This window comes from Pantoea sp. Morm, from assembly GCF_016643525.1.
In the GTDB taxonomy this organism is placed as follows: domain Bacteria; phylum Pseudomonadota; class Gammaproteobacteria; order Enterobacterales; family Enterobacteriaceae; genus Pantoea; species Pantoea dispersa.
In genome coordinates, this window is sequence record NZ_VOQX01000032.1 from 13,751 (window position 1) to 39,914 (window position 26,164).

Annotated in this window: 25 protein-coding genes; 12 read left to right on the top strand and 13 right to left on the bottom strand. The window is 58.9% G+C overall.

What is annotated here, in order from left to right:
* Nucleotides 1–13 precede the first annotated feature (13 nt).
* On the bottom strand, nt 14–343 hold the full coding sequence (locus FT726_RS12995) for a hypothetical protein (RefSeq protein WP_021506365.1): 330 nt from the start codon (nt 341–343) through the stop codon (nt 14–16).
* 203 nt (nt 344–546) lie between these two features.
* Between FT726_RS12995 and FT726_RS13000 the strand changes: the two genes are divergently transcribed.
* The gene (locus tag FT726_RS13000) at nt 547–726 is read left to right on the top strand and encodes a hypothetical protein (RefSeq protein WP_031279245.1); all 180 of its coding nucleotides are present in this window, start codon (nt 547–549) and stop codon (nt 724–726) included.
* Between the two features lie 18 nt (nt 727–744).
* Here the strand turns inward: FT726_RS13000 and FT726_RS13005 are convergent, their stop codons facing one another.
* Complete coding sequence (locus FT726_RS13005; protein ID WP_346302903.1) at nt 745–1,101, bottom strand: DUF4186 domain-containing protein; 357 nt, start codon at nt 1,099–1,101, stop codon at nt 745–747.
* 218 nt (nt 1,102–1,319) lie between these two features.
* Between FT726_RS13005 and FT726_RS13010 the strand changes: the two genes are divergently transcribed.
* Both FT726_RS13010 and FT726_RS13015 read left to right on the top strand, forming a co-directional pair.
* The gene (locus FT726_RS13010; RefSeq protein WP_058780734.1) at nt 1,320–1,703 is read left to right on the top strand and encodes a hypothetical protein; all 384 of its coding nucleotides are present in this window, start codon (nt 1,320–1,322) and stop codon (nt 1,701–1,703) included.
* A 21-nt stretch (nt 1,704–1,724) separates the two neighbouring features.
* Nucleotides 1,725–2,138: a GNAT family N-acetyltransferase gene (locus FT726_RS13015; RefSeq protein ID WP_346302904.1), complete on the top strand. Its 414-nt coding sequence runs from the start codon at nt 1,725–1,727 to the stop codon at nt 2,136–2,138.
* Here the strand turns inward: FT726_RS13015 and FT726_RS13020 are convergent, their stop codons facing one another.
* Nucleotides 2,139–2,801 (bottom strand): MBL fold metallo-hydrolase, encoded by a 663-nt coding sequence (locus tag FT726_RS13020; protein WP_021506360.1) that lies wholly within the window; start codon nt 2,799–2,801, stop codon nt 2,139–2,141. It lies immediately after the preceding gene.
* Between the two features lie 23 nt (nt 2,802–2,824).
* Entirely contained in the window at nt 2,825–3,748 is a 924-nt protein-coding gene (gene ldcA, locus FT726_RS13025) for a muramoyltetrapeptide carboxypeptidase (RefSeq protein ID WP_346302905.1), read from the bottom strand.
* A gap of 163 nt (nt 3,749–3,911) precedes the next feature.
* Here ldcA and emtA point away from each other — a divergent pair, with 163 nt between their 5' ends.
* Complete coding sequence (emtA, locus tag FT726_RS13030; protein ID WP_072208977.1) at nt 3,912–4,541, top strand: membrane-bound lytic murein transglycosylase EmtA; 630 nt, start codon at nt 3,912–3,914, stop codon at nt 4,539–4,541.
* 15 nt (nt 4,542–4,556) lie between these two features.
* Here emtA and FT726_RS13035 read toward each other — a convergent pair whose 3' ends face one another.
* Both FT726_RS13035 and FT726_RS13040 read right to left on the bottom strand, forming a co-directional pair.
* Nucleotides 4,557–5,684 carry a mechanosensitive ion channel family protein gene (locus tag FT726_RS13035; RefSeq protein WP_346302906.1) on the bottom strand — a complete coding sequence of 376 codons (1,128 nt, stop codon included), beginning with the start codon at nt 5,682–5,684 and terminating at the stop codon, nt 4,557–4,559.
* A gap of 89 nt (nt 5,685–5,773) precedes the next feature.
* Entirely contained in the window at nt 5,774–6,508 is a 735-nt protein-coding gene (locus FT726_RS13040; RefSeq protein ID WP_058757616.1) for a flagellar brake protein, read from the bottom strand.
* Between the two features lie 184 nt (nt 6,509–6,692).
* Here FT726_RS13040 and FT726_RS13045 point away from each other — a divergent pair, with 184 nt between their 5' ends.
* Complete coding sequence (locus tag FT726_RS13045) at nt 6,693–6,941, top strand: GlsB/YeaQ/YmgE family stress response membrane protein (protein ID WP_021506355.1); 249 nt, start codon at nt 6,693–6,695, stop codon at nt 6,939–6,941.
* 62 nt (nt 6,942–7,003) lie between these two features.
* Here FT726_RS13045 and FT726_RS13050 read toward each other — a convergent pair whose 3' ends face one another.
* Nucleotides 7,004–9,100: a TonB-dependent siderophore receptor gene (locus tag FT726_RS13050; RefSeq protein WP_346302907.1), complete on the bottom strand. Its 2,097-nt coding sequence runs from the start codon at nt 9,098–9,100 to the stop codon at nt 7,004–7,006.
* 244 nt (nt 9,101–9,344) lie between these two features.
* Nucleotides 9,345–11,021, bottom strand: a complete 1,677-nt coding sequence (gene treA, locus FT726_RS13055) for an alpha,alpha-trehalase TreA (RefSeq protein WP_346302908.1) — start codon at nt 11,019–11,021, stop codon at nt 9,345–9,347.
* Between the two features lie 205 nt (nt 11,022–11,226).
* On the opposite strand from treA, the gene ghrA reads away from it, so the two are divergent.
* From ghrA to FT726_RS13070, 3 genes are read left to right on the top strand one after another with little or no spacing between them, the layout of a single operon-like run.
* Nucleotides 11,227–12,165, top strand: coding sequence for a glyoxylate/hydroxypyruvate reductase GhrA (gene ghrA, locus FT726_RS13060; protein ID WP_282995694.1), 939 nt, complete (start codon nt 11,227–11,229; stop codon nt 12,163–12,165).
* 19 nt (nt 12,166–12,184) lie between these two features.
* On the top strand, nt 12,185–12,922 hold the full coding sequence (locus FT726_RS13065; RefSeq protein ID WP_021506351.1) for a phosphatase: 738 nt from the start codon (nt 12,185–12,187) through the stop codon (nt 12,920–12,922).
* A gap of 27 nt (nt 12,923–12,949) precedes the next feature.
* Complete coding sequence (locus FT726_RS13070; protein WP_211725091.1) at nt 12,950–13,507, top strand: molecular chaperone; 558 nt, start codon at nt 12,950–12,952, stop codon at nt 13,505–13,507.
* A gap of 4 nt (nt 13,508–13,511) precedes the next feature.
* Here the strand turns inward: FT726_RS13070 and FT726_RS13075 are convergent, their stop codons facing one another.
* Both FT726_RS13075 and FT726_RS13080 read right to left on the bottom strand, forming a co-directional pair.
* Nucleotides 13,512–14,873 (bottom strand): CoA transferase, encoded by a 1,362-nt coding sequence (locus tag FT726_RS13075; RefSeq protein WP_346302909.1) that lies wholly within the window; start codon nt 14,871–14,873, stop codon nt 13,512–13,514.
* Nucleotides 14,874–14,919: 46 nt separating this feature from the next.
* On the bottom strand, nt 14,920–15,804 hold the full coding sequence (locus FT726_RS13080) for a DMT family transporter (RefSeq protein ID WP_288422644.1): 885 nt from the start codon (nt 15,802–15,804) through the stop codon (nt 14,920–14,922).
* A 186-nt stretch (nt 15,805–15,990) separates the two neighbouring features.
* Here FT726_RS13080 and FT726_RS13085 point away from each other — a divergent pair, with 186 nt between their 5' ends.
* The gene (locus tag FT726_RS13085) at nt 15,991–16,704 is read left to right on the top strand and encodes a glutamine amidotransferase (protein ID WP_346302910.1); all 714 of its coding nucleotides are present in this window, start codon (nt 15,991–15,993) and stop codon (nt 16,702–16,704) included.
* Here FT726_RS13085 and FT726_RS13090 read toward each other — a convergent pair.
* Nucleotides 16,692–17,255 (bottom strand): class I SAM-dependent methyltransferase, encoded by a 564-nt coding sequence (locus FT726_RS13090; protein WP_021506346.1) that lies wholly within the window; start codon nt 17,253–17,255, stop codon nt 16,692–16,694. The genes FT726_RS13085 and FT726_RS13090 overlap by 13 nt on opposite strands.
* 272 nt (nt 17,256–17,527) lie before the next feature.
* Between FT726_RS13090 and FT726_RS13095 the strand changes: the two genes are divergently transcribed.
* Together FT726_RS13095 and FT726_RS13100 are read left to right on the top strand one after the other, a co-directional pair.
* Nucleotides 17,528–19,048 (top strand): aldehyde dehydrogenase family protein, encoded by a 1,521-nt coding sequence (locus FT726_RS13095; protein WP_104092836.1) that lies wholly within the window; start codon nt 17,528–17,530, stop codon nt 19,046–19,048.
* A 167-nt stretch (nt 19,049–19,215) separates the two neighbouring features.
* Entirely contained in the window at nt 19,216–19,380 is a 165-nt protein-coding gene (locus tag FT726_RS13100; protein WP_021506344.1) for a hypothetical protein, read from the top strand.
* A 71-nt stretch (nt 19,381–19,451) separates the two neighbouring features.
* Here FT726_RS13100 and fumA read toward each other — a convergent pair whose 3' ends face one another.
* Together fumA and FT726_RS13110 are read right to left on the bottom strand one after the other, a co-directional pair.
* On the bottom strand, nt 19,452–21,095 hold the full coding sequence (gene fumA, locus FT726_RS13105) for a class I fumarate hydratase FumA (protein WP_058769655.1): 1,644 nt from the start codon (nt 21,093–21,095) through the stop codon (nt 19,452–19,454).
* A gap of 164 nt (nt 21,096–21,259) precedes the next feature.
* Complete coding sequence (locus tag FT726_RS13110; protein ID WP_058769656.1) at nt 21,260–22,771, bottom strand: anion permease; 1,512 nt, start codon at nt 22,769–22,771, stop codon at nt 21,260–21,262.
* Between the two features lie 605 nt (nt 22,772–23,376).
* Here FT726_RS13110 and FT726_RS13115 point away from each other — a divergent pair.
* Entirely contained in the window at nt 23,377–26,157 is a 2,781-nt protein-coding gene (locus FT726_RS13115) for a flavocytochrome c (protein WP_021506341.1), read from the top strand.
* The last annotated feature ends 7 nt before the right edge of the window (nt 26,158–26,164 follow it).

Genomic DNA, 26,164 nt, shown 5'->3' on the forward strand with positions numbered 1-26,164 from the left:
CGCCACGCACGGCTTATGGACACGTCCAGGTAATCATGGTGTTACGCGCCGGGTTGATCAGGCGGAACTGCTTGTCGCTGAGCCGCTGTGCATAAAAGCCTTCCGGCGTCACGGCAGAAGGGACATAGCGGAAACGGTCGGTGGAGTGCAGTGCGCCGCTGCTCAGCGTTACGCCATCGCGCGCCACCGAAAACGAATTCACCAAATCGAAAATGCGCCCTTCGGTGTGGCCCAGCGACTGACCATAGAGCGTTGCGACCTCGCCGGGGCAATCGACGCCTTTCGGCGTGGAGCTGCAGCCAGCCAGCAGGATAAGTGTGAGTAGAAAACTGAGTCTTAACATGGTCCTGTTCCTGGTGCATTCCCTGATTTATGCTGGCCTGACGATGCGCGCCACTGATCCGATCATAGCATGTCTGACGCCACTGCCCATTTGCCATTTGTTTAATCGTTAAGCGGTAAGCATGTAAAGGGGTGACTTTGCTAGCAGATAAACGTTATTCTTGCCAGCGTTGCGCACCAGGTAAGCAAAACAAGGGTAAATCCATGAGAGAAGAAGAAGCCAGTTTAATGATTCTTCAGCACGCGATTGATAAGTTAGACGCCGACAAAAAACAGCAGGTGATGAACTGCGTGACGGCGATCCATGAAGTTATGCAGCGTTTCGATCCAGACGATGCCGGGCTGGCGCTGATGCTGGTGGCCGCGCAGGTCGCGGCAGAGTAGCTCCATCCCATCCCGGTCTTAACCATTTATTTCACCCACCAGCCAGCGGTGAATCACCCGCACCATATATTGCTGCTGCTCTGCCGTTAACGGCTGATGCGCAGCAATGCCATGCCATTTTGCCAGACAGCCGCGGCAGCAGGTTGCCGTGGCGTGCTGGGCGATAAACACCGGATGGCCGCGCATTGGCGTCTGTTTGCCATCATTCTTTGGTTCGGCTACGGCCAGTCTTTGCTGGATAAAATCGGCCGCGTGTTGGTCGATCACCGCCGGGCCTTTCTCAATACAGTACTGTCGCTCTTTCGCGCCTAAATGGAAGCGGCGGCGAAACGGCGATTGCGCCAGCCGCGCGAATAATGCCTGTTCATCTCGCATAACATCCTCCTGACGCGATCTTAACGCATTTTACTTAACTCGTTACAAAGATATCCCGATCACATAAAACCTCACAAAATCAGTGTCGTGGAGGCGTTCTTACTGCCCGCACTGGCTGACCTGCGGTCGCAGATTACCGCACCGGCGACGGTTGTATGTTACTCTCTGGTCAATTAAATTCCTGTAAAATCATGATCTAACCTCAGTGGAGAACACCCATGAAGGCGATAACCCTTGCCGCGCTCCTGATGGCCTGCCAGATTGCCCCCGCGTGGAGCGAAAGCGAATTCCAGATCACCTGCCCGGGCCGCCCTACCATGACGGTATCGCGTGCCGCTTACGGTCTCAGCACGCTGATGTGGCCAACCCGGCATTTCCAGATTGCCGCCGGGCAGCAGCGCACGCATCTGCAGGACGGCGATAAGGTCGCCATTACCCGTTTCCGCAATGGCGATCAGCTGATCGTGAATAAAAACAGCGGCGAAACCTTTTTCGTCTACGCCGACAGCGATAAGCTGTTGCCCTGCAACCGCACGGAAAAACGCGATGCTGATATTCTGTCGCTGGAGCGCTACGACGACCGCCAGCACCCCTCTTCATAATGCCGCCACAAGGAACCGACCATGCAATTAAGCGTTACGGATAGCGTCACGCATCAGGATCTGGATGAAATGCGCCTCGGCCTGAACGCCTTCAACAGCCGCTTTATTGACATCAATGAGATGAAAGCCATCGGTGTGTTCATTAAAGACGGCGCCGGGAAAAAGCTGGCGGGACTGACGGGCTCAACCTATGGCAACTGGTTACGCATTGATATGCTGTGGGTCAGCGATGGGTTACGCGGGCAGGGCGCCGGCAGCCAGCTGATTCAGGCAGCCGAACAGGAAGCCCGCGCACGCGGCTGCCGTTACGCGCAGGTGGATACCGCCAGCTTTCAGGCGCGGCCGTTTTATGAAAAGCTTGGCTATACGCTACGTTTTAGCCTTGATCACTATCCGCGCGAACATCAGCGTCACTATATGAGCAAGACGCTGTAATCACAGCAGTGGCTGCTGGCGCAGATCCAGCGGCGACTGTTCCGCTTCATCAATCGCGGCCAGCCAGCTCTGTAAATCGACCTTCGCCCAGGAGAGATGCCCGCGCGTGGTGCTCATCAGCACTACATCCGGACGCAGCGAGCGGTACAGCTCCAGCGACTGCTGCAGCTCCGCAGGATTACTGTCCGGCACCAGCACGCTGATCCAGCGATGGTAATCGCGCGTCAGGGTGTCGCCGACAAACAGGTAGGTCTGGCCGAGCGGTGAGTGATACAGGTAGCTGCAGCTGCCCGGCGTGTGGCCCGGCGTGGGCAGCAGGTGAAAGTCGCCAAAGTGCACGTCCTGATGCGTGAAGGTTTCGTCCGGCTCAATCACCAGGCTCACCGGGCCGAGCGAGCGACTGTGGCAATACAGCGCACTATTGAAGCGCTGCTGAATGGCCCGCGCGCCCGGCGCGGCTTCGTGCCAGTGGGTAAAATAGTGGCGAATCACGCCGCCCGCGTCCGCGAGCACTTCATGATCCAGCAGCTGCTCAACGCGGCCAATCAACAGGTTGCCGCGCGGATGGCGCAGCATAAACCCGTGCATCATTAAATCATTAGCCGTCTCTTCGGCGGGGAATTCCGGCGTGGAGATCCACAAGTCTTCGTACAGCGGCTTCAATAGCGGTCTCCTGCGGCAACACGTCAGCGCAACGTCGGATGGCCGGTAAAGGCTAACCGCGCGGCGCCCTGGTCAATCTCAAGCGTGGCGCTGGCGCCGAGCGGCAGCGTCACGGTATCGGCATCATGGCCAAACGGCAGATCGCTGATCACCGCAATCTGGTACTCATCACGCAACCGCTGCCACACCGTGGCGAAATCAAAGCCGTTGTCATAATCGGACAGGGCGGTGCTGGTGAAGCTGCCGGTGACAATGGCGCGCTGGCGCGCCAGAATACCGCTCTGCTGCAGCTGAATCAGCATACGCTCAATGCGGAACGGATGCTCATTCACATCCTCGATCACCAGAATGCCGTCTTCAATCTGCGGCAGCCACGGCGTGCCAATCAGGGAGCAGATCATCGCCAGATTGCCGCCCCACAGCGTGCCCTGCCAGCGGCCGCGATCCGGACTGGCGCTGTGCCACGCCAGATTGACTGTAGGAGATGTTAGCGCCTGCCAAAAGTGGCTGACGGTAAATTCAGATAAAGCCTCCGCGCCAAAATTGCCGGCCAGCATCGGTCCGCTGAAGGTGATCAGCCCGATTTGCGCCAGCAGCGCCAGCTGAATAGCGGTGAAATCACTGTGGCCGCACAGCGCGACAGGCTGATTAAGCAGGCGACGCTGCAGCGCCACATAGTCGAGGTGATCGAGCAGACGTGAGGCACCATAGCCGCCGCGCACCGCCAGTACGATATCCGGCAGCGACGCCAGCGACGCCAGTGCATTCACATCCTGCAGGCGCTGCGCGTCATCGCCAGCGAAACGCTGCCAGCGACGCGTAATGGCTTCCGGGTTTTGCAACTGATGGCCTTCCGCCTGCAGGCGCTGTACCGCGCGGCGGGCGGCGTCCTGATTGTGGCAATAACCGGAAGGGGCGATGAGGCGTATTGAACGAGGGGCGAGCATAACTTCCATCCTGCTGTCTGTTGGCCTGCCGATGATGACGAAATGCGTTACCGAAGTCACGGTAGCACAAGGTTTTTTACGTATTTAGGATAAACGGTAATTTTACCTTTTACCGTCATGGTTATGATAGCTTGCGCCAATCTTATAGCGGAACCAAAAATCAGTGAAAATTCGATTACTTATGCTGTCTGCTTTGCTGCTGGCTGGCTGTGCCAGCGAGCCGGAAAAACCGGTGACGCCGGAGAAAAATACGCCATTAACCCAGGCGCCGCCGTCGAAAGTGAATGATGCATGGTCACTGTTTACCGAAGATGCCGCCAGTCATTATGGCGTTGATGAGAAGCTGATCAGCGCCATTATTAGTGTCGAATCCGGGGGCAACCCAACCGTGGTAAGCCGTTCTAACGCGGTCGGGCTGATGCAGATCAAAGCCGCCACCGCCGGACGCGAGGTGTATCGCGCACAGGGACGCCACGGCCAGCCGAGTAATTCCGAACTGCGCGACCCGGCGAAAAATATTGATATCGGCGCGGCCTATATCCGGATCTTGCAGGATTCCGCGCTGGCGGGCATTCGCGATCCGCTGACGCTGCGCTATGCCACCATTGTTTCCTATGCCAACGGCGCCGGCGCGCTGCTGCGCACCTTCTCGCGCGACCGCGATCGCGCCATTGCTATGATCAACGCCATGACGCCGGATGAGTTCTACCAGCACGTGCAGAACAAGCATCCGGCCGCCCAGGCGCCGCGCTACCTGTGGAAAGTCACCACCGCCTATCGCACCATCGGCTAATGCCGCTGGCGGGGCTCAGTGCTGTGCGCGCTCAGCCGCAGCCTCATTTGAGGCATCGCTGAGGCTAATGCGCGGCAGCACGCCGCCAGTGAACTCCACGCGGCGCATCGGGAAGGCGAAACGAATCTGTTTCTGCTCCAGCTGCGCCATCAGTTGCAGGTTAATCTCCTGCTGAATGTCCATGTATTTGTTGTAATCGGCGCTCAGCACGAAATAGACCACCTCAAACGTCAGCTGCGATTCGTCAAACGACAGGAAATGGGCGCGATCAAAACGCGTGTCCGGCACGCCTTCAATGATGCGTTGCACCATGCCGCCAATCTGCCGCACTTTCTCCGCCGGCGTGCCGTAATTAATCCCGAACTTAAACACGATGCGCCGCTGCTGCATGCGTTTGTAGTTGTGGATGGTTTGCTGCAGCAGAATGGTGTTGGAGCAGACAATCTGTTCGCCGCCGAGACTGCGCAGCCGGGTGGTTTTCAGGCCAATGTGCTCAATAGAGCCGGCGATGTCGCCGAACACAATAAAGTCGCCGTGCTCAAAGGGCTTATCGAAGCCAATCGCCAGCGAAGCGAACACATCGCTCAGCACCGTCTGAATCGCCAGCGCGATGGCGATACCGCCGACGCCGAGGCTGGCCACCAGCGCGGTGATATTGATCCCCATATTGGAGAGGATCGCCAGCAGCATCATCACCCACACCACGACACGCAGCAGAATACCGAGGATCACCGTGGTGACCGGATTGCGCACGTGCAGCGGATCGCGCAGCAACGAGTGCAGCCACAGGCGAATGCCGCCGTCAATCCACAGCGTGAGCTGCAGAATCAGCGCCAGGAACCAGCCGTGGGCGATGGCGACGCTCCAGCTGTCCGGCAGGTCGACAAATTTCAGCGCGATCAGCAGCGAGAAGATCAGCAGCAGCAGCTGACTGGTGCTGCGCAGAATCTCCACCAGAATGCCGGTGGAACGCACGTGGCGCTGTTCGCTGTAGTGGGCGATACGGTTAGAGACAAAGCGAATGACGGTGCGCAGCAGCCAGTAAACAATCAGCGTGCCGAACACAATGATGGCGCTATTAATCCAGAAGTTTTGATTGAGAAAGATAAGTTGCAAATGGTGGGCAGAAAGCCAGTTTTCCATTGGGGAGCATCTCCTTGCTGGGAGCCGGTGAAAAGAATGTGCAAGGAGAAAGCATAGACTACGCTGGCGTCGCGCGGGACGCCGGCGGTTTACTGGAAGCGATTGGCCTTGTCGCGCGCCAGCCGCTCCAGCGCAAAAATCACCTGCTGCAGCTGACGCTCCTGCACCGGTTCGATGGCGGTAAAACGGAAGCTAAGCCGCGGCGTGATGCGGGTTTCGTTCTTGCTGGTCACGGTGCTGCGCTCGCCGATGTGCAGCAGCTGTGCGGTCACTTCGAACTGGCCATATTCGCCCAGCTCAACGCGCAGCTTTTTGAAGGTATCGCCACGGTTAAGACCTTCCGGCAGCGCCTCATCCAGCAACACGCCGACGCCGCCGAGCGACAGATCCTGCAGGCGAAAGCGCGCGGTGCTGCCGTCTGGCCACTGGCTGTGGCAGTAAAATACCGGTTCGAGCGGCGCGTTGACGCGAAAGAACTCCCGGCGCTGAATCTGCCACACCAGGTCGGGCAGCGCGGCGGCAAAGGCGGGCAGGCCGTCATAATCGATGCGGGTTAATCCCTGCAGCCCAAACTCCACTTTGGCACCGTGGGTTTCGGCCGCAATATTCACTTCGCCACCCTGCAGTGCCAAATCATTGTCCAGCGCGTTGCTGCCGAGATCAAAAATCACCCGATCTTCATCCGCGGCCAGCAGCCGGCTGATGAACTGACCACGGGAGAAATTGACCATCAGCAGGGTTTGATAACGCAACAAATCCTTCATCACGTTCAACACCGCTAGCGTACCGCGCTTGAGATATTGTTCTTTATCGGCGTCTTTCACGTCCTGCTCCACCTGTCCGATTGCTATTTTACGAGTGCCACTGCTCTTCGTCGGTTATCGACCGGGGCGGTAAAAGCTTTAGCCGGCGTGAACGAATTCATCATGATGTTGATGTAGCAGAGAAAAAATTCCCGGCTATACTTAGCGCGATGAACACCTTGATTCATAACGTAAGGAGCAGCAAATGGGTATTCTTTCATGGATTATTTTTGGTCTGATTGCCGGGATTATCGCTAAATGGATCATGCCAGGTAAAGATGGCGGCGGATTTATTTTGACCGTGGTACTCGGGATTGTCGGTGCGGTGGTGGGCGGCTGGATCAGTACCCTGTTCGGCTTTGGCCGGGTCGACGGCTTCAATTTTGGCAGCTTTGTGGTCGCGGTGATCGGTGCCATTGTGGTGCTGTGGATCTACCGTAAAGTCCGCAGCTGACGCCAAATCACGATTCAACAAGATCCGCAGTCCCGTCCGGGGCTGCGGATTTTTTTATGTCGTCAGAAATCGTAGCCGATTGTGGCGGTCAGCGTCCGCTCCGCGCCGCGATAGCAGTAACCGGTGCCGTAGCAGGCTGCCAGATACTTTTTATCCGTCAGATTGCGGGCATTCAGCTGCAGCCAGGCACCTTTCAGGCTCGACTGCCACGCGCCCAGATCGGCGCGCAGCGAGGCGTCAAACAGGGTCACCGACGGCAAACGGGTGGTGTTTTCGTTATCGGCCCACTGGCGACCAATGTAGCGCACCCCGGCACCCGCGCTCAGGCCGTAATCAAACTGATAATGCCCCCACAGCGACGCCATGCTATTTGGCGTGACGTACGGCGTATGGCCATCGTTGCCGTCCACGGAATCCTTAAAGCGCAGATGGTTGAGCGTATAACCGGCAATGGTGCTGAACCGTTCGGTCAGCTGGCTGCGCGCCTCCAGTTCAATGCCCTGCGCATGCACTTTGCCGGACGGGGTGTAGGTGCCGTCCTGCACGTTACGGTTGGCCACATCGTTCTGCGTCAGGTCGTACAGGGCCACGCTGTAGAGATCGCGCGTGCCGTTCGGCTGGTATTTCACCCCGGCTTCATACTGCTCTGAGGTGGTCGGTTTCAGCTGATTCCCGTCGGGATCGGTCAGCGAAGCCGGGGTAATCGCCTGGCTCCAGCTGACGTACGGCGACACGCCATTATCAAAGGCGTACAGCAGCGCGGCGCGGCCGCTGACGTGATCGTCCTGACGACGACTATTGCCATTCTCTGACACGATGCGGTCATAGCGACCAGACAAATCCAGATGCCAGCGCTGCCACGCCATCTCATCCTGCAGATAGAGGCCGCTCTGATAGTAGCGGCGCGTCTGTGCTGTCCAGAGGTAATCCGGCTGGCTGCCGATGGCCTCGCCGCTCCAGGCATTCAGCGGTGAGGCAGCGCCGCTGGCGTCGCTCAGATCATTTTTGTAGCGGTGATACTCCGCGCCGAGCGTGACGCGATGCTGCAGCGCACCGCTGGCAAACTCCGCCTGCAGCTGGTTATCGGTCGCCCACGCGCTGAGCGAAGAGCGCTCACTGGAGTAGTAGCGATTGAGCAGGTCCGGATTGTCGCTGTTCCAGCCAATCTGGTACACCTGGTCGAGCGCCACGCTGGAATGGCTGTAGCTGCCGGTGCTGTGCACCGACCATACCTCATCGAAACGGTGCGAAAAGTCGTAGCCGTAAATCTGCTCATGACGTTTGAACTGATCCAGCGCGCTGTCGCCCTCATAAAAACCGTCGCTCAGCCAGCGGCCATTGTGGCTGTAAAGCGTGCCTTCCGCCGGCACCGAGCCGTGATAGCCGCCTGAGGGATCTTTTTGCAGATAAGCACGCAGCAGCAGGCTGGTGTCTTCATCCGGCTGCCATAGCAGCTGGGGTGACAGCGCGTATTTCTCTTCGCGCGTGTGGTCGTACTGGGTATCGCTGTTGCGCGTGATGCCGGCCAGGCGGTACGCCCATTGATCGTTAATCGCGTCGGTGTAATCAAAGGCGGCGCTGTTACTGGCATTGCTGCCGGTGGCGAAGCGTAAATGGCCCTGTGAAGCAAACTGCGGCCGCTTCGTGACCATGTTCACCAGCCCGCCCGGCACCGTCTGGCCATAAAGGGCAGAAGAGGGGCCTTTAATTACGTCGATGCGGTCAAGGAACCAGTTATCCACCTGCAGGATGTTGAAGCTGCCGCCGTCGCTCATCACGCGCAGACCGTCAAGGAAGGTGTTGTCGACGTCACCGCCGTGGAAACCGCGCAGCGAAATGGTGTCGTAACGCGTGGCCGCGCCACCAAAGTTGGTGAAAACCCCCGGGGTATAGCCCAGCGCCTGGTTCAGATCCTGCGCGCCCTGATCGTCAATCTGCTGACGCGTCACCACGGAAATGGACTGCGGCGTGGTGACGAGTGGACGATCGCTTTTCGTGGCGCCGCTGCGGGTGGCGAGATAGCCCGTCGTGGGCGAGGTGGCGCTCTCCTGCGGCTGTGCGGTGACTACAAGAGAGGGTTCGGCAACGCCGAGTGCCGGAAACGCCAGCGCCAGCGCGCACAGCAGCCGGCCACGGTTAAGGGGGAACAGCGCGGTCATAATGATTCCTTTGGCTGAGAACAAAAGCCGCACCACACCAGCGCGGCGGTTAATGATGAGAAAAAGAGTCATTTTAAGATTGAGAATTATTATCTTTTAGTAAGGGGTGTTTCAAGGTGTAAAAGATAAGTAATGGAAAAGTGTGATGCGCAGGGGGATGCCGCAGCGCCGGGCGTGGTCATCGCCCGGCTGAGGCATCAGGCTTGAGAAGCAGGTGCGCACGGCGGCGCACCTGACGTCAGGGTTATTTCGCCGCGTTTAGCGTCGGCATTGAGGGGATGTCGCGCGTGCTATTACAGGTTTTATCTTTCGGACAATACTTATCCAGCAGCTTCAGCGTTACGCCGTTGGTCCAGCCAAAGCCGTCCTGCAGCGGATACTCGCCGCCGCCACCACCGCCCAGCTGGGCACCGTCGACTACATACTTCTCGACCAGCTTGTGCTCGCGATCGTAAGTCTGCTGCACATTTTGCAGGAAGCGCTGACCGATCTGCTGCGCCAGCTGGTTCTGCTTGTAGTGCTCCAGACCTTCGACCGCTACCCACTGCAGCGGGGCCCAGCCGTTAGGCGCATCCCACTGCTGGCCGTTGTCTACCGTCGTGGTGACCAGCCCGCCTGGTTTCAGCAGCTGTTTTTCCACTGCGGCAGCGGTGCGTTCCGCCTGTTTGTCGCCCGCCAGCTGCATATACAGCGGGAACAGCGTGGCGGCGGTGAGCTGATTGTGCACCTGCTTTTTCTGGAAATCGTAGTCGGCATACCAGCCCTGTTTGTCATCCCACAGGTAACGATTGATCGCCGCCTGGCGCTTCTCTGCATCCGCCGCAAACTGCTGCGCTTTGTCATTCTGCTTTGCCAGCTTCGCGGCTTTCGCCAGCGTCTGCTCCAGGTGGAACAGCAGGCTGTTGAGGTCAACCGGGGCCAGCTGGGTGGTGCGAATCGAGGCCAGATTGTGCGCATCGGTGAACCAGCGTGAACTGAAGTCCCAGCCCGAGGCGGCGCCCGCGCGCAGATCGCGATACACCTGCTGTTTATTGCGCTCAGGCGCTTTTTTCGCGGTGTTGACATCGTCCAGCCAGGATTCGGTGCGCGGCACGTCACGGTCATCCCAGTAGCGATTGAGCAGGGTGCCGTCGCTCAGCTTCACCACGCGCTTGCTCGCCTGGCCAGCAGCCACCTTGTCGCTGTCCGCCATCCAGTAGTCATACTCTTTTTGCAGCTGCGGCAGATACTGGCGGTAGACGTCGTCTCCCTTGTGGCTGGCCAGCAAATCCACCATCAGGCTGAAGAACGGTGGCTGCGAGCGGCTGAGATAATAGCTGCGGTTACCGTTAGGGATGTGGCCGTACTTGTCCAGCTCGCTGGCGAAGTTGTCCACCATATCCTGCACCCGATCCCAGTGGCCGCTCTCTGCCAGCCCGAGCATGGTGAAGTAGCTGTCCCAGTAATAGACTTCGCGGAAACGCCCGCCCGGCACCACGTACGGTTTCGGCAGTGGCAGCAGCGAATCGTACTGGCTGGCCGTTGGCGTGCTGCGCGTCAGCACCGGCCACAGGCCATTGATGTGCGCGCGCAGGCTCTGGCCGGCGGGCGGCACGTATTTATCCTGCGCTTTGGGCAGGATAAAGTTGGTGTCCACGAAGCGCCTGAGATCGAAATTACGCTGATTTTTCTGCATCTGCCAGTCGGCGAGAATCGACGCCGGGTCATATTTGGGGACCGCATCGGCAAAGGTTTTCTGGTCCGGATAAAATCTGGCCTGCTGCACGGCACTGAATAGTGGGCCGAGTCGCACATCCGGCGGCTGCGGCTGGGCGCTGAGCATGCGGCTGTTATCCTCAGCATGCACAGCAGACGCGCTCAGCAGCGCCGCGCTGAGCAACAGGGTAAGACGCGCAGGCGTAAACACTACATTTTTTATCATCGGTTTTTCTCCTTGTCCGAAAAGGTGGTGCGCTAACGCATTGACCACCCGAACAACTTTAGACGTTAACGCGCCGCTTAGCCTTTTGCAGCGGCGGAAATGTGAAGCCTTCGCGATTAATCGCCGGAAAATTGCGGTGCCGCGCGGGTTTTTACTTGCCCTGCGCCGCTATTTGACTGAGGCTGAAAGAAAAAAGGAGAGCAGTATGGAGATCATCTGGTATCACCCGTCGCTGAATCCGCAGCCGTGGCTGGACGGCATGCGCCAGCGACTGCCAGCTGTGCGCATCCGCCACTGGCAGCCGGGCGACAGTGCCCCCGCCGACTACGCCATTGTGCGATCGCCGCCGGTGGAGATGCTGGCGGGACGGGCGCTGCGTGGCGTATTCGCCATGGGGGCCGGCGTGGACGAAATTTTGCGGCAGCTGCGCACGCACCCTGAGATGCTGGCTGACGCGGTGCCGCTCTACCGGCTGGAAGACACCGGCATGGCACGCCAGATGCAGGAGTATGCGAACTGGTGCGTGCTGGGCTGGTTCCGCCGCTTCGCCGACTATCACCAGCAGCAGCGACAGGCGCTGTGGCAGCCGCTGCCGGACCGCGAACGTGCTGATTTTACCATTGGCGTGCTGGGGGCAGGCGTGCTTGGCCGTAGCGTGCTGGAGAGCCTGCGCCAGTGGGGCTTCCCGCTGCGCTGCTGGAGCCGCTCGCCGAAGCAGATAGCGGGGGTCACCACCTTTCACGGCCGCGACCAGCTGGCGGATTTTCTCGCTGACAGTCAGGTATTAATTGATTTGCTGCCCGCCACGCCGGAAACCAGCAACCTGATCGATGGCGCCTTTCTCCGCGCGCTACCGCGCGGCGCCTGTTTCCTCAATCTCGCGCGCGGTGCGCACGTGGTGGAGGCCGATCTGCTGGCGGCGCTGGAGAGCGGTCAGCTGGCCGCCGCCGCGCTGGACGTATTCCAGGTGGAACCGCTGCCAGCCGCGAGTCCGCTGTGGTCTCATCCGCGTGTCATGATTACCCCGCATAATGCCGCCACCACCTTGCCGCATGAGGCGATGGACTATATCGCCGGTGCCATCACGGCACTGGAGCAGGGCCAACAGCCGCGCGGTCTGGTCGATCGCCAGCGTGGCTATTAATTCAGCAGAGGAGAAGAGGATGTATCCCGTCGATTTACATATGCACACCGTTGCCAGCACCCATGCTTACAGCACGCTGCACGATTACGTCGCTCAGGCGAAACAGAACGGCCTGAAGCTGTTCGCCATTACCGATCACGGGCCGGACATGGCCGATGCGCCGCACTACTGGCATTTTGTGAATATGCGCATCTGGCCGCGCGTGATTGACGGCGTCGGCGTGCTGCGCGGCATTGAAGCCAACATCAAAAATCAGCAGGGTGAGATTGATTGCAGCGGGCCGATGCTGGATGCGCTGGATCTGATCGTCGCCGGCTTCCATGAGCCGGTCTATGCGCCGCGCGACAAGGCTCACCACACCGAAGCGATGATCGCCACCATGGCCAGCGGACTGGTGCACATCATCAGCCATCCGGGCAACCCGAAATTCCCGGTGGATATTCGCGCCATCGCGGAAGCCGCCGCGCACTACGATGTGGCGCTGGAGATCAACAACTCGTCGTTTACCCATTCGCGTCCGGGCAGTGAACCTAACTGCCGCGCGATTGCGGAAGCGGTGCGTGACGCCGGTGGCCGGCTGGCGTTTGGCTCCGATTCGCACACCGCCTTTACGCTCGGTGATTTCGAACACTGCCTGCGTATTACGCGCGAAGTGGATTTTCCGCAGGATCGCGTGTTAAATGTCACGCCGCGTCGCCTGCTCGACTTTCTCGAACAGCGCACCGGCAAACACATTGCGGAATTTGCCGACTTTTAACTTTTTTGCCTCAAGGAATTCTGTTGCATGAATGAGTTTTCCATTCTCTGCCGCGTCATCGGCTCGCTGTTTAATCGCCAGCCGCAGGACCCGCTGCTGGTGCCGCTGTTCACCCTGCTGCGCGAAGGCAAACTGAAAGATCAGTGGCCGCTGGAGCAGGATGAACTGCTGACCCGGCTGCAGCAGAATAGCGATCCGCAGGCGCTGGCGGCGGATTACAACGCGCTGTTCGTCGGCAGCGACTGCAGCGTGCCGCCGTACGCCTCACAGTGGCCGAACGGACCGCAGGAAGCCGGGGTGCGGGCGTTTTTAACCTCACGCGGTATGCCACTGAGCGAGTCGCCGGCCGATCACTTTGGCGTGCTGCTGCTGGCGGCCTCCTGGCTGGAAGATCAGTCTGCGGAAGATGAGGCGGCGGCCCAGCTGGCGCTGTTCGATGACTACCTGCTGCCGTGGTGCGGCGCCTTCCTCGGTAAAGTGGAAGCCCACGCTACCACCGCGTTTTATCGCACGCTGGCGGCGCTGAGCCGTGAGGCGATTCAGGCGATGTATGACGAACTGCGTGAAGAGGGCGACGACGCCTGAGTCGTCACCAGCAGGGATGGCTGCTGCCGGGCAGCTGCGCCGGTGCCGCGCACAGCATCGGCGTACCGGGCAGATAAGCCGCGGCGCGCAGGCGCTCGCCAATCCCCCAGCGATTGATCTCCAGCGCGCTCAGCGCATCGTGCGGCTGCGGCGTAATGCCACGCTGTTCGCCTTGTGGCGCTGCGCCGTGCTGCTGAAGCAGCAGCGCGGTACGCGCCAGCGACAAACGCGCCTGCCAGCCGGTGCCGTTAACGCGGCGCTGGCGTAATCCTTCCAGCACCGCGGCCGCCATCATATAGCCGGTGGCGTGATCCAGCGCCTGCACCGGCAGCGGCGTTGGTTTAACGCCTGCCTGCCAGCGCATACCCTGTTCGGCGATGCCGCAGGCCATCTGCACCAGGCTGTCAAAACCGCGCCGGTTGCGCCACGGCCCGTGCCAGCCCCAGGCGTTGAGGCTGACATCCACCAGCCCCGGCGCCAGCCGCTGACGGCTCTCCGCATCCAGCCCCAGCTTTTCCAGTGCGTCCGCGCGGTAGCCGTGCACCAGCACATCCGCATGCTGTAGCAGCGTAATCAGCCGATCGCGCCCGGCGCGGGTTTTGATATCCAGCTGCGCGCAGCGTTTGCCGCAGTTGATCTCCTCTTCCAGCGTCGGTTCACGCCAGCCGGGCGGATCGATGCGCAGTACCTGCGCGCCGAGGCTGGCCAGAAAGCGGGTCGCTACCGGTCCGGCAATGATGCGCGTCAGATCCAGCACCCGCACGCCCAGCAGCGGTCGCGCCGGCAGCAGCGCCCAGCCCGGCGTGGGCGCTTCGCCGGTTGCCCGTTGGGCAATCAGCGCTTCATCGCTTACCGCCAGCCCCTGCGCGTGCTGCTGCCACTGCTGTGCGCTGCGCATCCAGGCGGCACAGCCGCCGGCGTCGACCACGGCCTGCTCCAGCGCGTGTCCCTGCCAGCGTGCCACCACCGCCGCCAGCGATGACCGATCGGCGTGCTCGCCCAGCACGCGCGCCATGGCGGCGCGATGGTGTGGTGCGTTGGTGTGCAGGCGGATCCAGCCATCCTCGCACGGATAGTCACCGGCCAGCGCATCCCACTGGGCGGCTGGCGGACGGTTCAGCGGCGTCAGGCTGTGCTGAAACCAGCGCGAGGCCAGCCGGACGTTAATGCTGACCGGGGCCGGACGCCCCAGCAGATCGCTCAGCGCCTGGCTGGAGAGGCCGATGCTGGTGGCGGCGAGTTCGCTAACGGCAAAAGCCGAGGGGAAGCTGTCGGTCTGAAGAAAGTGGATCGTCGGCGCGTGTTCCGCACCCCGCAATCCCTGCCACAGTTGCTGCCACAATGCGGCAGCGCGTTGAGAATCCATGCTAAACCTCCGGAAAACACGCGAGCTTCAAGCATAGCAGAGTGGATTAGCGGCGGCGCAGGCGCGGAAAGCGGGCATGCATGCGCAGGTTACGCAGGTTAATCACCGCAATCGCCGTCCCCAGCACCACCAGCGAGGCTCCAAGGATTTTGAAGCTGTTCATGCTGTCACCCAGCACCAGCACGCCCATCAGTACCGCCAGCACCGGCGTCAGCAGCGAGTAGGGCATGATCAGGTTGACGTTATATTTTTTCAGCAGCGCGTACCACAGCGTGTAGGCGACAATCGATGAGGCGAGGGCGCTGTACAGGATGCCAAACCAGCCGCGCCAGCCAGCGTGGCTCAGCGCGGTAAACTGCTGCGATTCAGTCAGCCACGAGGCCGTACCGACAATCGGCACCGCAAGGAAGGAGATCCAGCCGGTAAGCGTCAGCGGTTTAATCGGCGGTGACTTTTTCACAATCATGTTGCTCACCGCCCAGCCGGTGGCGCTGCACAGCAGAATACACAGCACCCACCACGCCGGAATTGTCGGGCTGCCGGAGAGCACCACCACCCCGGCCAGCGAGATGGCGATACCGCACAGCTGCACCAGCCGCAGTTTCTCCTTCAGCACCACCATCGCCAGCAGCATGGCAATCGGCGTGCCCAGCTGGACCACAATGGCCCCGGTGCCGGCATCGGTATAGCGCATGCCGACAAACAGCAGCGAAAAGTGCATGAAGCCAAAGCTAAACGCCAGCGTCAGCAGCCACGGCAGCTGGGCGCGCGTGATGCGACAAAACGGCACCAGCACGATAGCCACCACCACAAAGCGCATCCAGGTCAGAAACAGTGGCGGAAGCTCCAGCAATCCCCACTTTATCGCCACGTTATTAAACGCCCAGATGCACACCACCATCAGAACCAGAAAAAAATGCCGCACCGCCACGCTGCTGTCCTTTGTTTTATCGATGTTGTCACCGTCTAATGATGGCACGAAGGCGATCGGTTGGCGCACGCGGGCGACGCTTTTTTTCGTAATGGCATTAGCTTATGCTGAAAAATCCAGGACAGGGGGCAAATTTACTGTCAGAGTGGATGTCCGAAACACGATCATTTGAGGACCGTATTCGGCATGACACAGATCCGCACCTTACCCCTTGCTCTGATTCAACTCGAAACGCCGCCGCCGCAGGTGGTGGCAAAAATTGGTGAACAACCACAGTGGTTTATTGAAGCCCTGGCGCTACAGCCGGATGATTATGTCATTGTGCGGCCGCATCTCGGGGAAGAGCTGCCGGCTTTCTCTGGCATCAGCGGCGCGATTTTCAGCGGTTCGTGGGCGATGGTAACCGATCACGCCGACTGGAGCGAGCGCACCGCCGCCTGGATTCGTGCGGCCATCGACGCGCAACTGCCGCTGCTCGGCGTTTGCTATGGTCATCAGCTGATGGCCTATGCGCTGGGCGGTAAAGTGGGCGATAACCCGAACGGCTGGGAGCGCGGGCTTAAAACCCTGACGCGCACCCCGCACCGCGATCCGTGGCTGGCACAGTTGCCAGAGGCCTTCCCGGCGTGGTTGTCGCACCGCCAGTCGGTGCTGGTACCGCCGCCGCAGGCACAGGTGCTGGCGCGTTCAGCGCTGGATGATTGCCAGATCCTGCGCTATTCGCCGCAGGCGCTGTCAGTGCAGTTCCATCCGGAGTTCGACCATAACATCATGACCGCCTGTCTGCCTTCCGGCGTCAGCGATGATGGCGCGCAGCTGTCTGGCGAAGACTGGGCGCGCGAGCTGCTGCAGCGTTTCTGGCAGCAGACGCGCCCGCAGGCGCAGGCTCAGGGCGCGTAATGCCGCGTACAGCGATAAACCCAGGCGGGTGGCATATTTTTCAGCACCCGCTGGCGCTGCCAGGTGAAGTAGCGTGACAGGCTGGGCTGCGTCAGCGAGGTGTATTGAAACTGGACAAACACGCCGCGCGGCCCCAGTCCTTCATGCACCGCGCTGAGAATGGCGTCGCGCGTTGCGGGCGGCAGCGACAGCAGCGGCAGGCCGGAAAAAATCACGTCGTACTCCCCGGACAGATATTCTGCGGAGCAGGCGCGCACCTGCATGCGCGCATCGTTCCAGCGGCGTAACCCTTTTACCAGTTCGGGACTGATTTCAAATACATCCAGCTGCGCCTGCGGTGCCATATGTGCCAGCAGATGACGGGTCAGCACGCCGTCGCCGGCGCCCAGCTCGGCAATGCGCAGGCTGTGCTCCCAGTTGACCGTTTCACACATGGCGCGACACAGGGCGGCTGAGGAGGGCGTGATGCTGCCCATTTTGCGCGGATTGCGGATAAATTGCTGAACGAAGTTCGCTTTGGCGCGCATTACCATCAGGGCTGAAGCCAGCATCTTGTTCTCCTGTTCACGGGTCTGCTTCATATTGACCGCACAAATCGCACATGTTCCGCTTTTCATCACGCTTATGGCCAAACTCGGAATTATCTGTCTGCGACAGGCGCAGGTTATGGCGTGACGGCAGCGCAGTTTCTTAATGCCCTCTTTTCCTTCGATGCGGTCACAGTTTCCCGCTGAGCGATCTGACAGGCTGGCATTGTTCGCTCAATGTTAATAACAAGTTTAAATGTTGTTAATCACCACTCTGTCCCGCAAGGAGAAACACCATGCGTTACGCTGCTCCGGGAGAAACCGGTTCTCTCATCCACCTGCAATCGCGTTATGGCAACTTCATCAACGGCGAATTTGTTCCGCCGGTGAACGGTAACTATTTTGTTAACACCACGCCGATCAACGGTTCGACCATCGGCGAATTCCCGCGCTCGGATAAACAGGATATCGACAACGCCGTGGCCGCCGCGCAGGCCGCTGCGGACGCATGGGGCAAAACCTCGCCGCAGGCGCGTTCGCTGCTGCTGCTGAAAATTGCCGACCGGCTGGAAGCCAATCTGGAAGCCATCGCGGTCAATGAAACCTGGGATAACGGTAAGCCGGTGCGTGAAACCCTGGCGGCTGATTTGCCGCTGGCGGTTGACCACTTCCGCTACTTTGCCGGCTGCGTGCGCGCCCAGGAAGGCACCGCGGCAGAGATTGACGAGTTCACCGCCGCCTACCACTTTCATGAGCCGCTTGGGGTCGTCGGACAAATTATCCCGTGGAACTTCCCGCTGCTGATGGCGGCGTGGAAACTGGCGCCGGCGCTGGGTGCCGGTAACTGCGTGGTGCTGAAGCCCGCCGAACAGACGCCGCTCTCCATTACCCTGTTGATGGAGCTGATTAAAGACCTGGTGCCGCCGGGCGTGATTAACGTGGTGCACGGCTACGGCAAAGAGGCCGGCGAGGCGCTGGCTTCGCATCCGGGTATCGCCAAAATCGCTTTTACCGGATCGACCGCCACCGGCGGCCACATTCTTGAGCTGGCGGCAAAAAGCCTGATCCCGTCCACCGTCGAGCTGGGCGGCAAGTCGCCCAACATTTTCTTCGAAGACATCATGCGGGCGGAGGAGAGCTTCATCGAAAAAGCGGCCGAAGGCGTGGTGCTGGGCTTCCTCAATCAGGGCGAAGTCTGTACCTGTCCGTCACGCGCGCTGGTGCAGGAGTCGATTTTTGAGCCGTTTATGGCGGCGGTGATGAAGCGCATCCAGACCATTAAACGTGGCGATCCGCTCGACACTGAGACCATGATCGGCGCGCAGGCGTCGCAGCAGCAGTTCGACAAAATTCTCTCTTACCTGGAGATTGCGCAGCAGGAGGGCGCGCAGGTGCTGCACGGCGGTGGGGTGGAGAAAATCGGTGAAGCGTTTGCCAGCGGTTACTACATTCAGCCGACGCTGCTGAAAGGTGATAACAGCATGCGCGTCTTCCAGGAGGAGATTTTCGGACCGGTGGTCGGCGTGCTGACCTTTAAAGATGAAGCGGAAGCGATTGCCATCGCCAACGATTCGATTTACGGCCTCGGTGCGGGCGTGTGGACGCGCGATATCAACCGTGCTTACCGCGTAGGTCGCGCGATCAAAGCCGGTCGCGTCTGGACCAACTGCTATCACCTCTATCCGGCGCACGCCGCGTTTGGCGGCTATAAAAAATCCGGTATTGGCCGTGAAACCCACAAAATGATGCTCGATCACTATCAGCAGACCAAAAATTTGCTGGTCAGCTACAGCACGCAACCTCTCGGCTTTTTCTGATTTAACCGGCAGCGGTGCGCGCCGCTGCCGCCTTCATGGCAACGTCACACAGCCCTGTCACAGTGCTGACAGAAAAAACAGATTATTCCCCCTGTTATTAAGACGCGTCTTGTCGATATTAAGAGGCGTGAGTTTATACAGTAACGCACCGTTTTTAAGGAGAGAAGATGAACACCCTGTACCACTTTCAGGAGCAGCACGACGAAGTGCTGGATGCGGTCGAAGAGAATATCATTACCGTAAATCTGCCGGGCCGCCAGGCGATCTACGTGATTGGCCAGAATGACGACGATGCCGACCTGTTGCTGGACGTGCAACTGCGCGGTGTGTGAGCGCCGCAGGGGCTGGCAGACAAAAAAAATCCGCAGCTTTTACGCCGCGGATTTTTTTATTGCTGGCCGGCTTATTTCACGCAGGCAGCACACTGGTTGTGGATCTGCTGGAAGAAGTCATTGCCTTTGTCATCCACCAGGATGAACGCCGGGAAGTTCTCCACTTCAATTTTCCAGATCGCTTCCATGCCCAGTTCGGCATACTCCACGCACTCCAGACTCTTAATGCTTTGCTGCGCCAGCACCGCCGCCGGGCCGCCAATACTGCCCAGATAGAAGCCGCCGTGTTTATGGCAGGCATCGGTGACCTGCTGGCTGCGGTTACCTTTGGCCAGCATCACCATGCTGCCGCCGTTAGCCTGCAGCAGATCGACGTAGGAGTCCATGCGGCCGGCGGTGGTCGGACCGAGTGAACCGGACGCGTAACCTTCCGGCGTTTTCGCCGGGCCTGCATAGTACACCGGGTGATCTTTGATGTACTGCGGCAGACCTTCGCCGTTGTCGATGCGCTCTTTCAGTTTGGCGTGCGCAATATCACGCGCCACGATGATGGTGCCGTTCAGCGACAGACGCGTTGCCACCGGGTAAGCGGAGAGCTGGGCGAGGATCTCGCTCATTGGGCGATTGAGATCGACGCTGACCACTTCGCCTTCGCCCTGCTGACGCAGCGCTTCCGGGATATAGCGACCTGGGTTGTCTTCCAGCTTCTCGATCCAGATGCCTTCGCGGTTAATTTTGGCTTTGATGTTGCGGTCAGCCGAGCAGGAAACGCCCATGCCTACCGGGCAGGATGCGCCGTGACGCGGCAGACGCACCACGCGGATATCGTGAGCAAAATATTTACCGCCAAACTGCGCGCCGAGGCCGAGTTTCTGCGAGGCTTCCAGCAGTTCCTGTTCCAGCTGCACGTCACGAAACGCCTGACCATGTTCGTTACCTTCGGTCGGCAGCGAATCGTAATAGTGGGTTGACGCCAGCTTCACGGTTTTCAGCGTGCTTTCAGCGGAAGTGCCGCCGATGACAAATGCAATGTGGTACGGCGGACAGGCCGCCGTGCCGAGCGACATCATTTTATCGATCAGGTAGTTTTTCAGCTTCGCTGGTGTGATCAGCGCTTTGGTTTCCTGATACAGATAGGTTTTGTTAGCAGAACCGCCACCTTTGGCGATGCACAGGAATTTGTATTCGTCGCCGTCAACGCTGTAGAGATCGATCTGCGCCGGCAGGTTGGTGCCGGTGTTGACCTCTTTGTACATATCGAGCGGCGCATTCTGCGAGTAGCGCAGGTTATCTTCGATAAAGGTGTTGTAAACGCCCTGAGACAGCGCAGCTTCATCGCCACCGCCGGTCCAGACGCGCTGGCCTTTTTTACCCATGATGATGGCGGTACCGGTGTCCTGGCAGGTCGGCAGCACGCCTTTGGCGGCGATTTCCGAGTTGCGCAGGAACTGCAGCGCCACGTATTTGTCGTTCTGACTGGCTTCATCGTCCGCCAGAATCGACGCCACCTGCTGCTGATGTGAGGCGCGCAGCATAAAAGAGGCATCGTGGAACGCCTGCTGTGCCAGCAGCGTCAGCGCTTTCGGGTCGACTTTCAGGACTTCTTCGCCGTCAAAGTTGGCCACCGAAACATGGTCGCGGCTCAGCAGATAGTACTCGGTATCATCTTTGGCGAGAGGAAAGGGATTCTGGTAGTAGAAGGGTTTGTTCGACATGTTGGCTCACTTAGCTTCGTGTTGCCCGCCAGCATGACGGGCGACAAATTAGGCGATCTGTTATTCGATTTTCTCTCGCCAGTCCGCGGCAAGAGCTGACTGGCGAGTATCATACCACTTTAACGTTGTCACGCGGCTGCGTTTTTAACATCAAAGCAACATCATCAGAACATCATCACCATCCACGGGTAGGCAATGACCATCAGCGCCACCAGGAACAGGGCACCAAAGATGGTACCGAGACGCCAGTAGTCTTTGGTTGGCAGGTAGCCGCTACCGTAGTAAATCGGGCTTGGGCCCGTGCCGTACGGGGTGATAATGCCCATCACACCCAGTGAGGTACACATCATCAGGCAGAACACCGGCATGTTGATGCCCGGAATCGAGGCGGCAATGGTCAGCATGGCAGGCAGCAGGGCGGTGGTGTGCGCCGTGGTGCTGGCGAACAGATAGTGCAGCAGGTAGAAGGCCACCAGCAGTACCACCGCGGAAACCTGCGGGTCGTAGCCGTGCAGCAGCAGCGCACCCTCTTTACCCAGCCAGGCGATGAAGCCTACGCGCGCCAGTCCATCAGCCAGCGCGACCAGCGTGGCAAACCAGGCAAAGGTGTTCCAGGCGGCTTTGTTGCTGGTGATGTCGTTCCAGTTCAGCACGCCGGTCCACAGCATCAGCACGATAACCAGCAGAGCGGCCATCGCCGGTTCAATCCACGCAGTGGCGAAGATCCACATCATCAGCGCGGCGACCACGAACACCAGCAGCAGAATTTCATTGCGCGACAGCGGACCCAGTTTCTCCAGCTCGGCTTTAGCCCAGCGTGGCACTTCGTCATTCACTTTTACTTCTGGTGGATAGAGCCAGTAAGCCAGCAGCGGCATGGTAAGAATCAGCAGGATCCCCAGCGGCAGGAAGGCGAGGAACCACATGCCCCACGAGATATCAAAGCCAACCACGCTTTTTACCAGCGCCAGCGCCAGCAGGTTAGGAGCCAGCGCGGAGAGGAACATTGAACTGGTGATACAGGCGGCGGTGATAGCAACCCACATCAGGTAAGAACCAATTTTGCGTGCGCTTGGGTCGTTAGGTTTAGAACCGTACAGCGGCGGCAGGTTGGCAATGATGGGATAGATCGTCCCGCCGCTGCGCGCGGTGTTGGATGGCGTAAACGGTGCCAGCAGCAGGTCGGCAAAGGTGATGGCATAGCCGAGCGTCAGGCTGCGACGGCCGAGATATTTCACCAGAATCAGCGCCAGGCGGCGACCGAACTGGGTTTTGTCGTAGCCGGCGGCAAACATGAAGGCGCCGAAAATCAGCCACACGGTGGAGTTGCCGAAGCCGCTCACCGCCCATTTAAACGCCTGTCCGGCCGTTTTGAACTTCGGATCGGCCAGTTCTGCCGGGCTGAACAGCACGTACTGGCTGAACAGCGCGATGATCACCACGCCGGTCAGGCCGATGACCGCGCCCGGCAGCGGTTCGAAGATCAGGCCGACAATCACCCCGACGAAGATGGCGAAGAAGTGCCATGCATATGGCTCCAGCCCGGCAGGGGTAGGCACCAGCAGCAACAGCACGGCAACCACGATCGGCAGGCACAACATGACGAGCCGGTTCTTTTTCCCCGGTGCGGCAGGTGGCGCCTTTAGGGGTTCACTCTGGGTTGTTTGTGTATTCATAGTTTTGGTCTGCAAGTTATGGGAATGCGATTGACGGCCCGGTCGGGTTGATTTTTTTAGTTACGAAACGCTTGTAGCAGATCAACCGGGACGTTTTAAAGTGTCTTTTACATGAATCTTCGTTATTGCAATTTTGCTTCGCGAATTATCAATTGAATGACGCTATGATGCGATTAATTAAAATATCTATTTTGATCTGGATCAATAAAATTATTAGCGGGTTTTTTGTTTTAACGTTTTGCGCCGTAATAAATGAACCAACAGGTGTAAAATATGTGTTAAAAGTGAACGGAACGGCAAAAATACCGCCAGAATCGGGCGAAGGGTGTTTTTTATCTCTTTGATATTACTTTATTTGTTTTAAATGTAAGGAAAAAGTTGATTTTTGTCAAGTCTTGGTTAAAACTTAGCGGAGCGCGGATTTCAGCAATGAGCAATAAAAAGTATTTTCACGCGTAAAACTTATATAACTAACATTCTGGGTTATGTAACTAAATAAAATGGTATATTTATACCATGAAGTCGGACCACTTAAATTAATTATAAAGACCTCCGAACTGCCAAAGAATTGAATACACGATTTCTTAATTCTGGAGTTGCTCATCATGAATACGCTCACCCCGATTCTTAATCCGCTGACATTACCGAAAGGGGCGGTGCTGAAAAACCGCCTGGTGATGGCCCCGATGACCACCTGTACCGGCTATTACGACGGCGGCGTGACCAGCGATCTCGTTGAGTATTATCGCGTGCGTGCCGGCAGCATCGGCACCGTGATCGTCGAGTGCGCCTTTATCGATAACCGCGGTCCGGCGTTCCCGGGCGCTATCGGCATCGACAGCGACAACAAAATCCCTGGCCTGGCCAGAATCGCGCACGCCATCAAGTCTCAGGGTTCCAAAGCCATTCTGCAGATTTACCACGGCGGCCGCATGGTTGAGCCCGCGCTGATCGGCGGGAAAACCCCGGTCGCGCCCAGCGCTATCGCCGCGCCGCGTGAAGGTGCCAGCACCCCGCAGGCGCTGACGGCGGAAGAAGTGGAGGTGATGATCACCAAGTTTGGTGATGCGGTGAACCGCGCCATCAAAGCCGGCTTCGACGGCGTGGAGATCCACGGCGCTAACACCTACCTGATTCAGCAGTTCTACTCGCCGAACTCTAACCAGCGCGACGACAAATGGGGCGGCAGCCGCGACAACCGCGCGCGCTTCCCGCTGGAAGTGCTGGAAATCACCCACAAAATGGCGGAGCGCTTCGCCGCAGCGGATTTCATCATCGGCTATCGCTTCTCGCCGGAAGAGCTGGAAGTGCCCGGTATCCGCTGGGACGACACGCTGTACCTGCTGGAAAAACTGGCGGCGCGCGGGCTGGATTACGTGCACTTCTCCGTCGGCCAGCTGCTGCGTCCGTCGATTGTCGACACCCAGGATCCGACGCCGTTAATCAGCAAATACATTGAACAGCGCTCGGCGACGCTGGCGAAAGTGCCGGTGATTGGCGTTGGCGGCGTGGTGAACAAAGAGGATGCCGAACTGGCGCTGGCCTCGGGCTTCGATCTGGTGGCGATTGGTAAAGCCTGTATTGCCTATCCAGACTGGGCCGATCGCATCATCAAAAATGAGCACATGGATCTGTACATCGACAGCACCAAACGCGAAGCGCTGACCATTCCGGAACCGCTGTGGCGCTTCTCGCTGGTGGATGCGATGATCCGTGACGTCAGCGATGGCCATCGTAAGTACAAAGCCGGCGTTTACCAGGCGAAAGTGGAAGCCGAAGCGCTGAAGCTGAAAATCAACGTGACGCTCGACACCGACCGTATCACCGACATTTCGCTGGTGCCGGATCCTAACCTCGACGTCGATTTCACCAGCACCTTTGAAAGCCTGCGTGAACGTATTCTGGTGGCGAACAGCCCGCACGTCGATGCCATTACCGGCGCTACCACGCAGAGTGAGGCGCTGAAGAAAGCGGTATCGCGCGCGCTCACCACCTCCAGCAAAGAGTATGTGATTGAAGAGGGCGGCAATCCGAATGCGCCGGTCAATTACGATGTGGTGGTGGTGGGTACCGGCGGGGCCGGTCTGGCGGCGGCGATTCAGGCGCACGATGACGGCGCGCGCGTGGTGATCATTGAGAAGATGCCCACCATTGGCGGTAACACCATCAAAGCGTCGGTGGGGATGAACGCGGCGGAAACCCGTTATCAGAAACTGAAAGGCATCGAAGACAGCAAAGAGCTGTTCTACGAGGAAACGCTGAAAGGCGGCAAGTTCAAAAACAACCCGGTGCTGCTGCGTGAGTTCGTTGAGCGTGCGCCAGAAGCCATTGAGTGGCTGGCGGCGAAAGACATTGAGCTGAGCGATATCACCATCACCGGCGGCATGAGCATTGACCGTACGCACCGTCCGGAAGATCGCTCGGCGGTGGGCGGCTTCCTGATTAGCGGCCTGGTGAAAAATGTTAACCAGCGCAACATCGAAGTGCTGCTGGAAACCTCGGTGGCCGAGATCCTGTTTGAAAACGGTGCGGTGACCGGCGTGAAAGTGGTTGATGAGTACAACGACAGCCGCATCCTGAATGCGAAAAGCGTGATTGTGGCCACCGGTGGTTTTAGCGCCAACCGCGAGATGGTGGTGAAATACCGTCCGGAGCTGGATGGTTTCGTTACCACCAACCACAAAGGCGCCACCGGCAGCGGTATCGCCATGCTGCAGAAAATTGGCGCCGAGACTGTCGACATGGGCGAAATCCAAATCCACCCAACCGTTGAGCAGACCACCTCGTACCTGATTTCCGAAGCGATGCGCGGCGGCGGGGCGATTCTGGTCAGCCAGGCCGGTAAGCGTTTCTACAATGAAATGGAAACCCGTGACAAAGTTTCTGCCGAGATTATCGCGCTGCCGGAAAAAAGCGCGTGGATCGTGTTCGATGAGCAGGTGCGTGCCAACAACAAAGCGGCGGACGAATACATCGCCAAAGGCTTTGTGATTAGCGCGCCGACGCCACACGAGCTGGCGGTGAAACTCAACATGGATCAGGAAACGCTGCAAAGCACGCTGGGCCGTTACAATGAGTTTGTGATTAACCAGAAAGACGAAGACTTTGGCCGTGCCACCGCGCTGCGTCATCCGCTCAATCAGGGGCCGTTCTTCGCGATTCGTATCGCACCGGGCGTGCACCACACCATGGGCGGCGTGACCATCAACACCGAGACCGCGGTGCTTGACGCGCAGAAACAGGTGATTCCTGGTGCCTGGGCGGCGGGTGAAGTGGTCGGCGGTATCCACGGTGCGAACCGCATCGGCGGTAACGCCGTCGCCGATATCATTATCTTTGGTATCAAAGCGGGCCGTAATGCCGCTAAACTGGCGTTAGGTAACTAAGCTATCA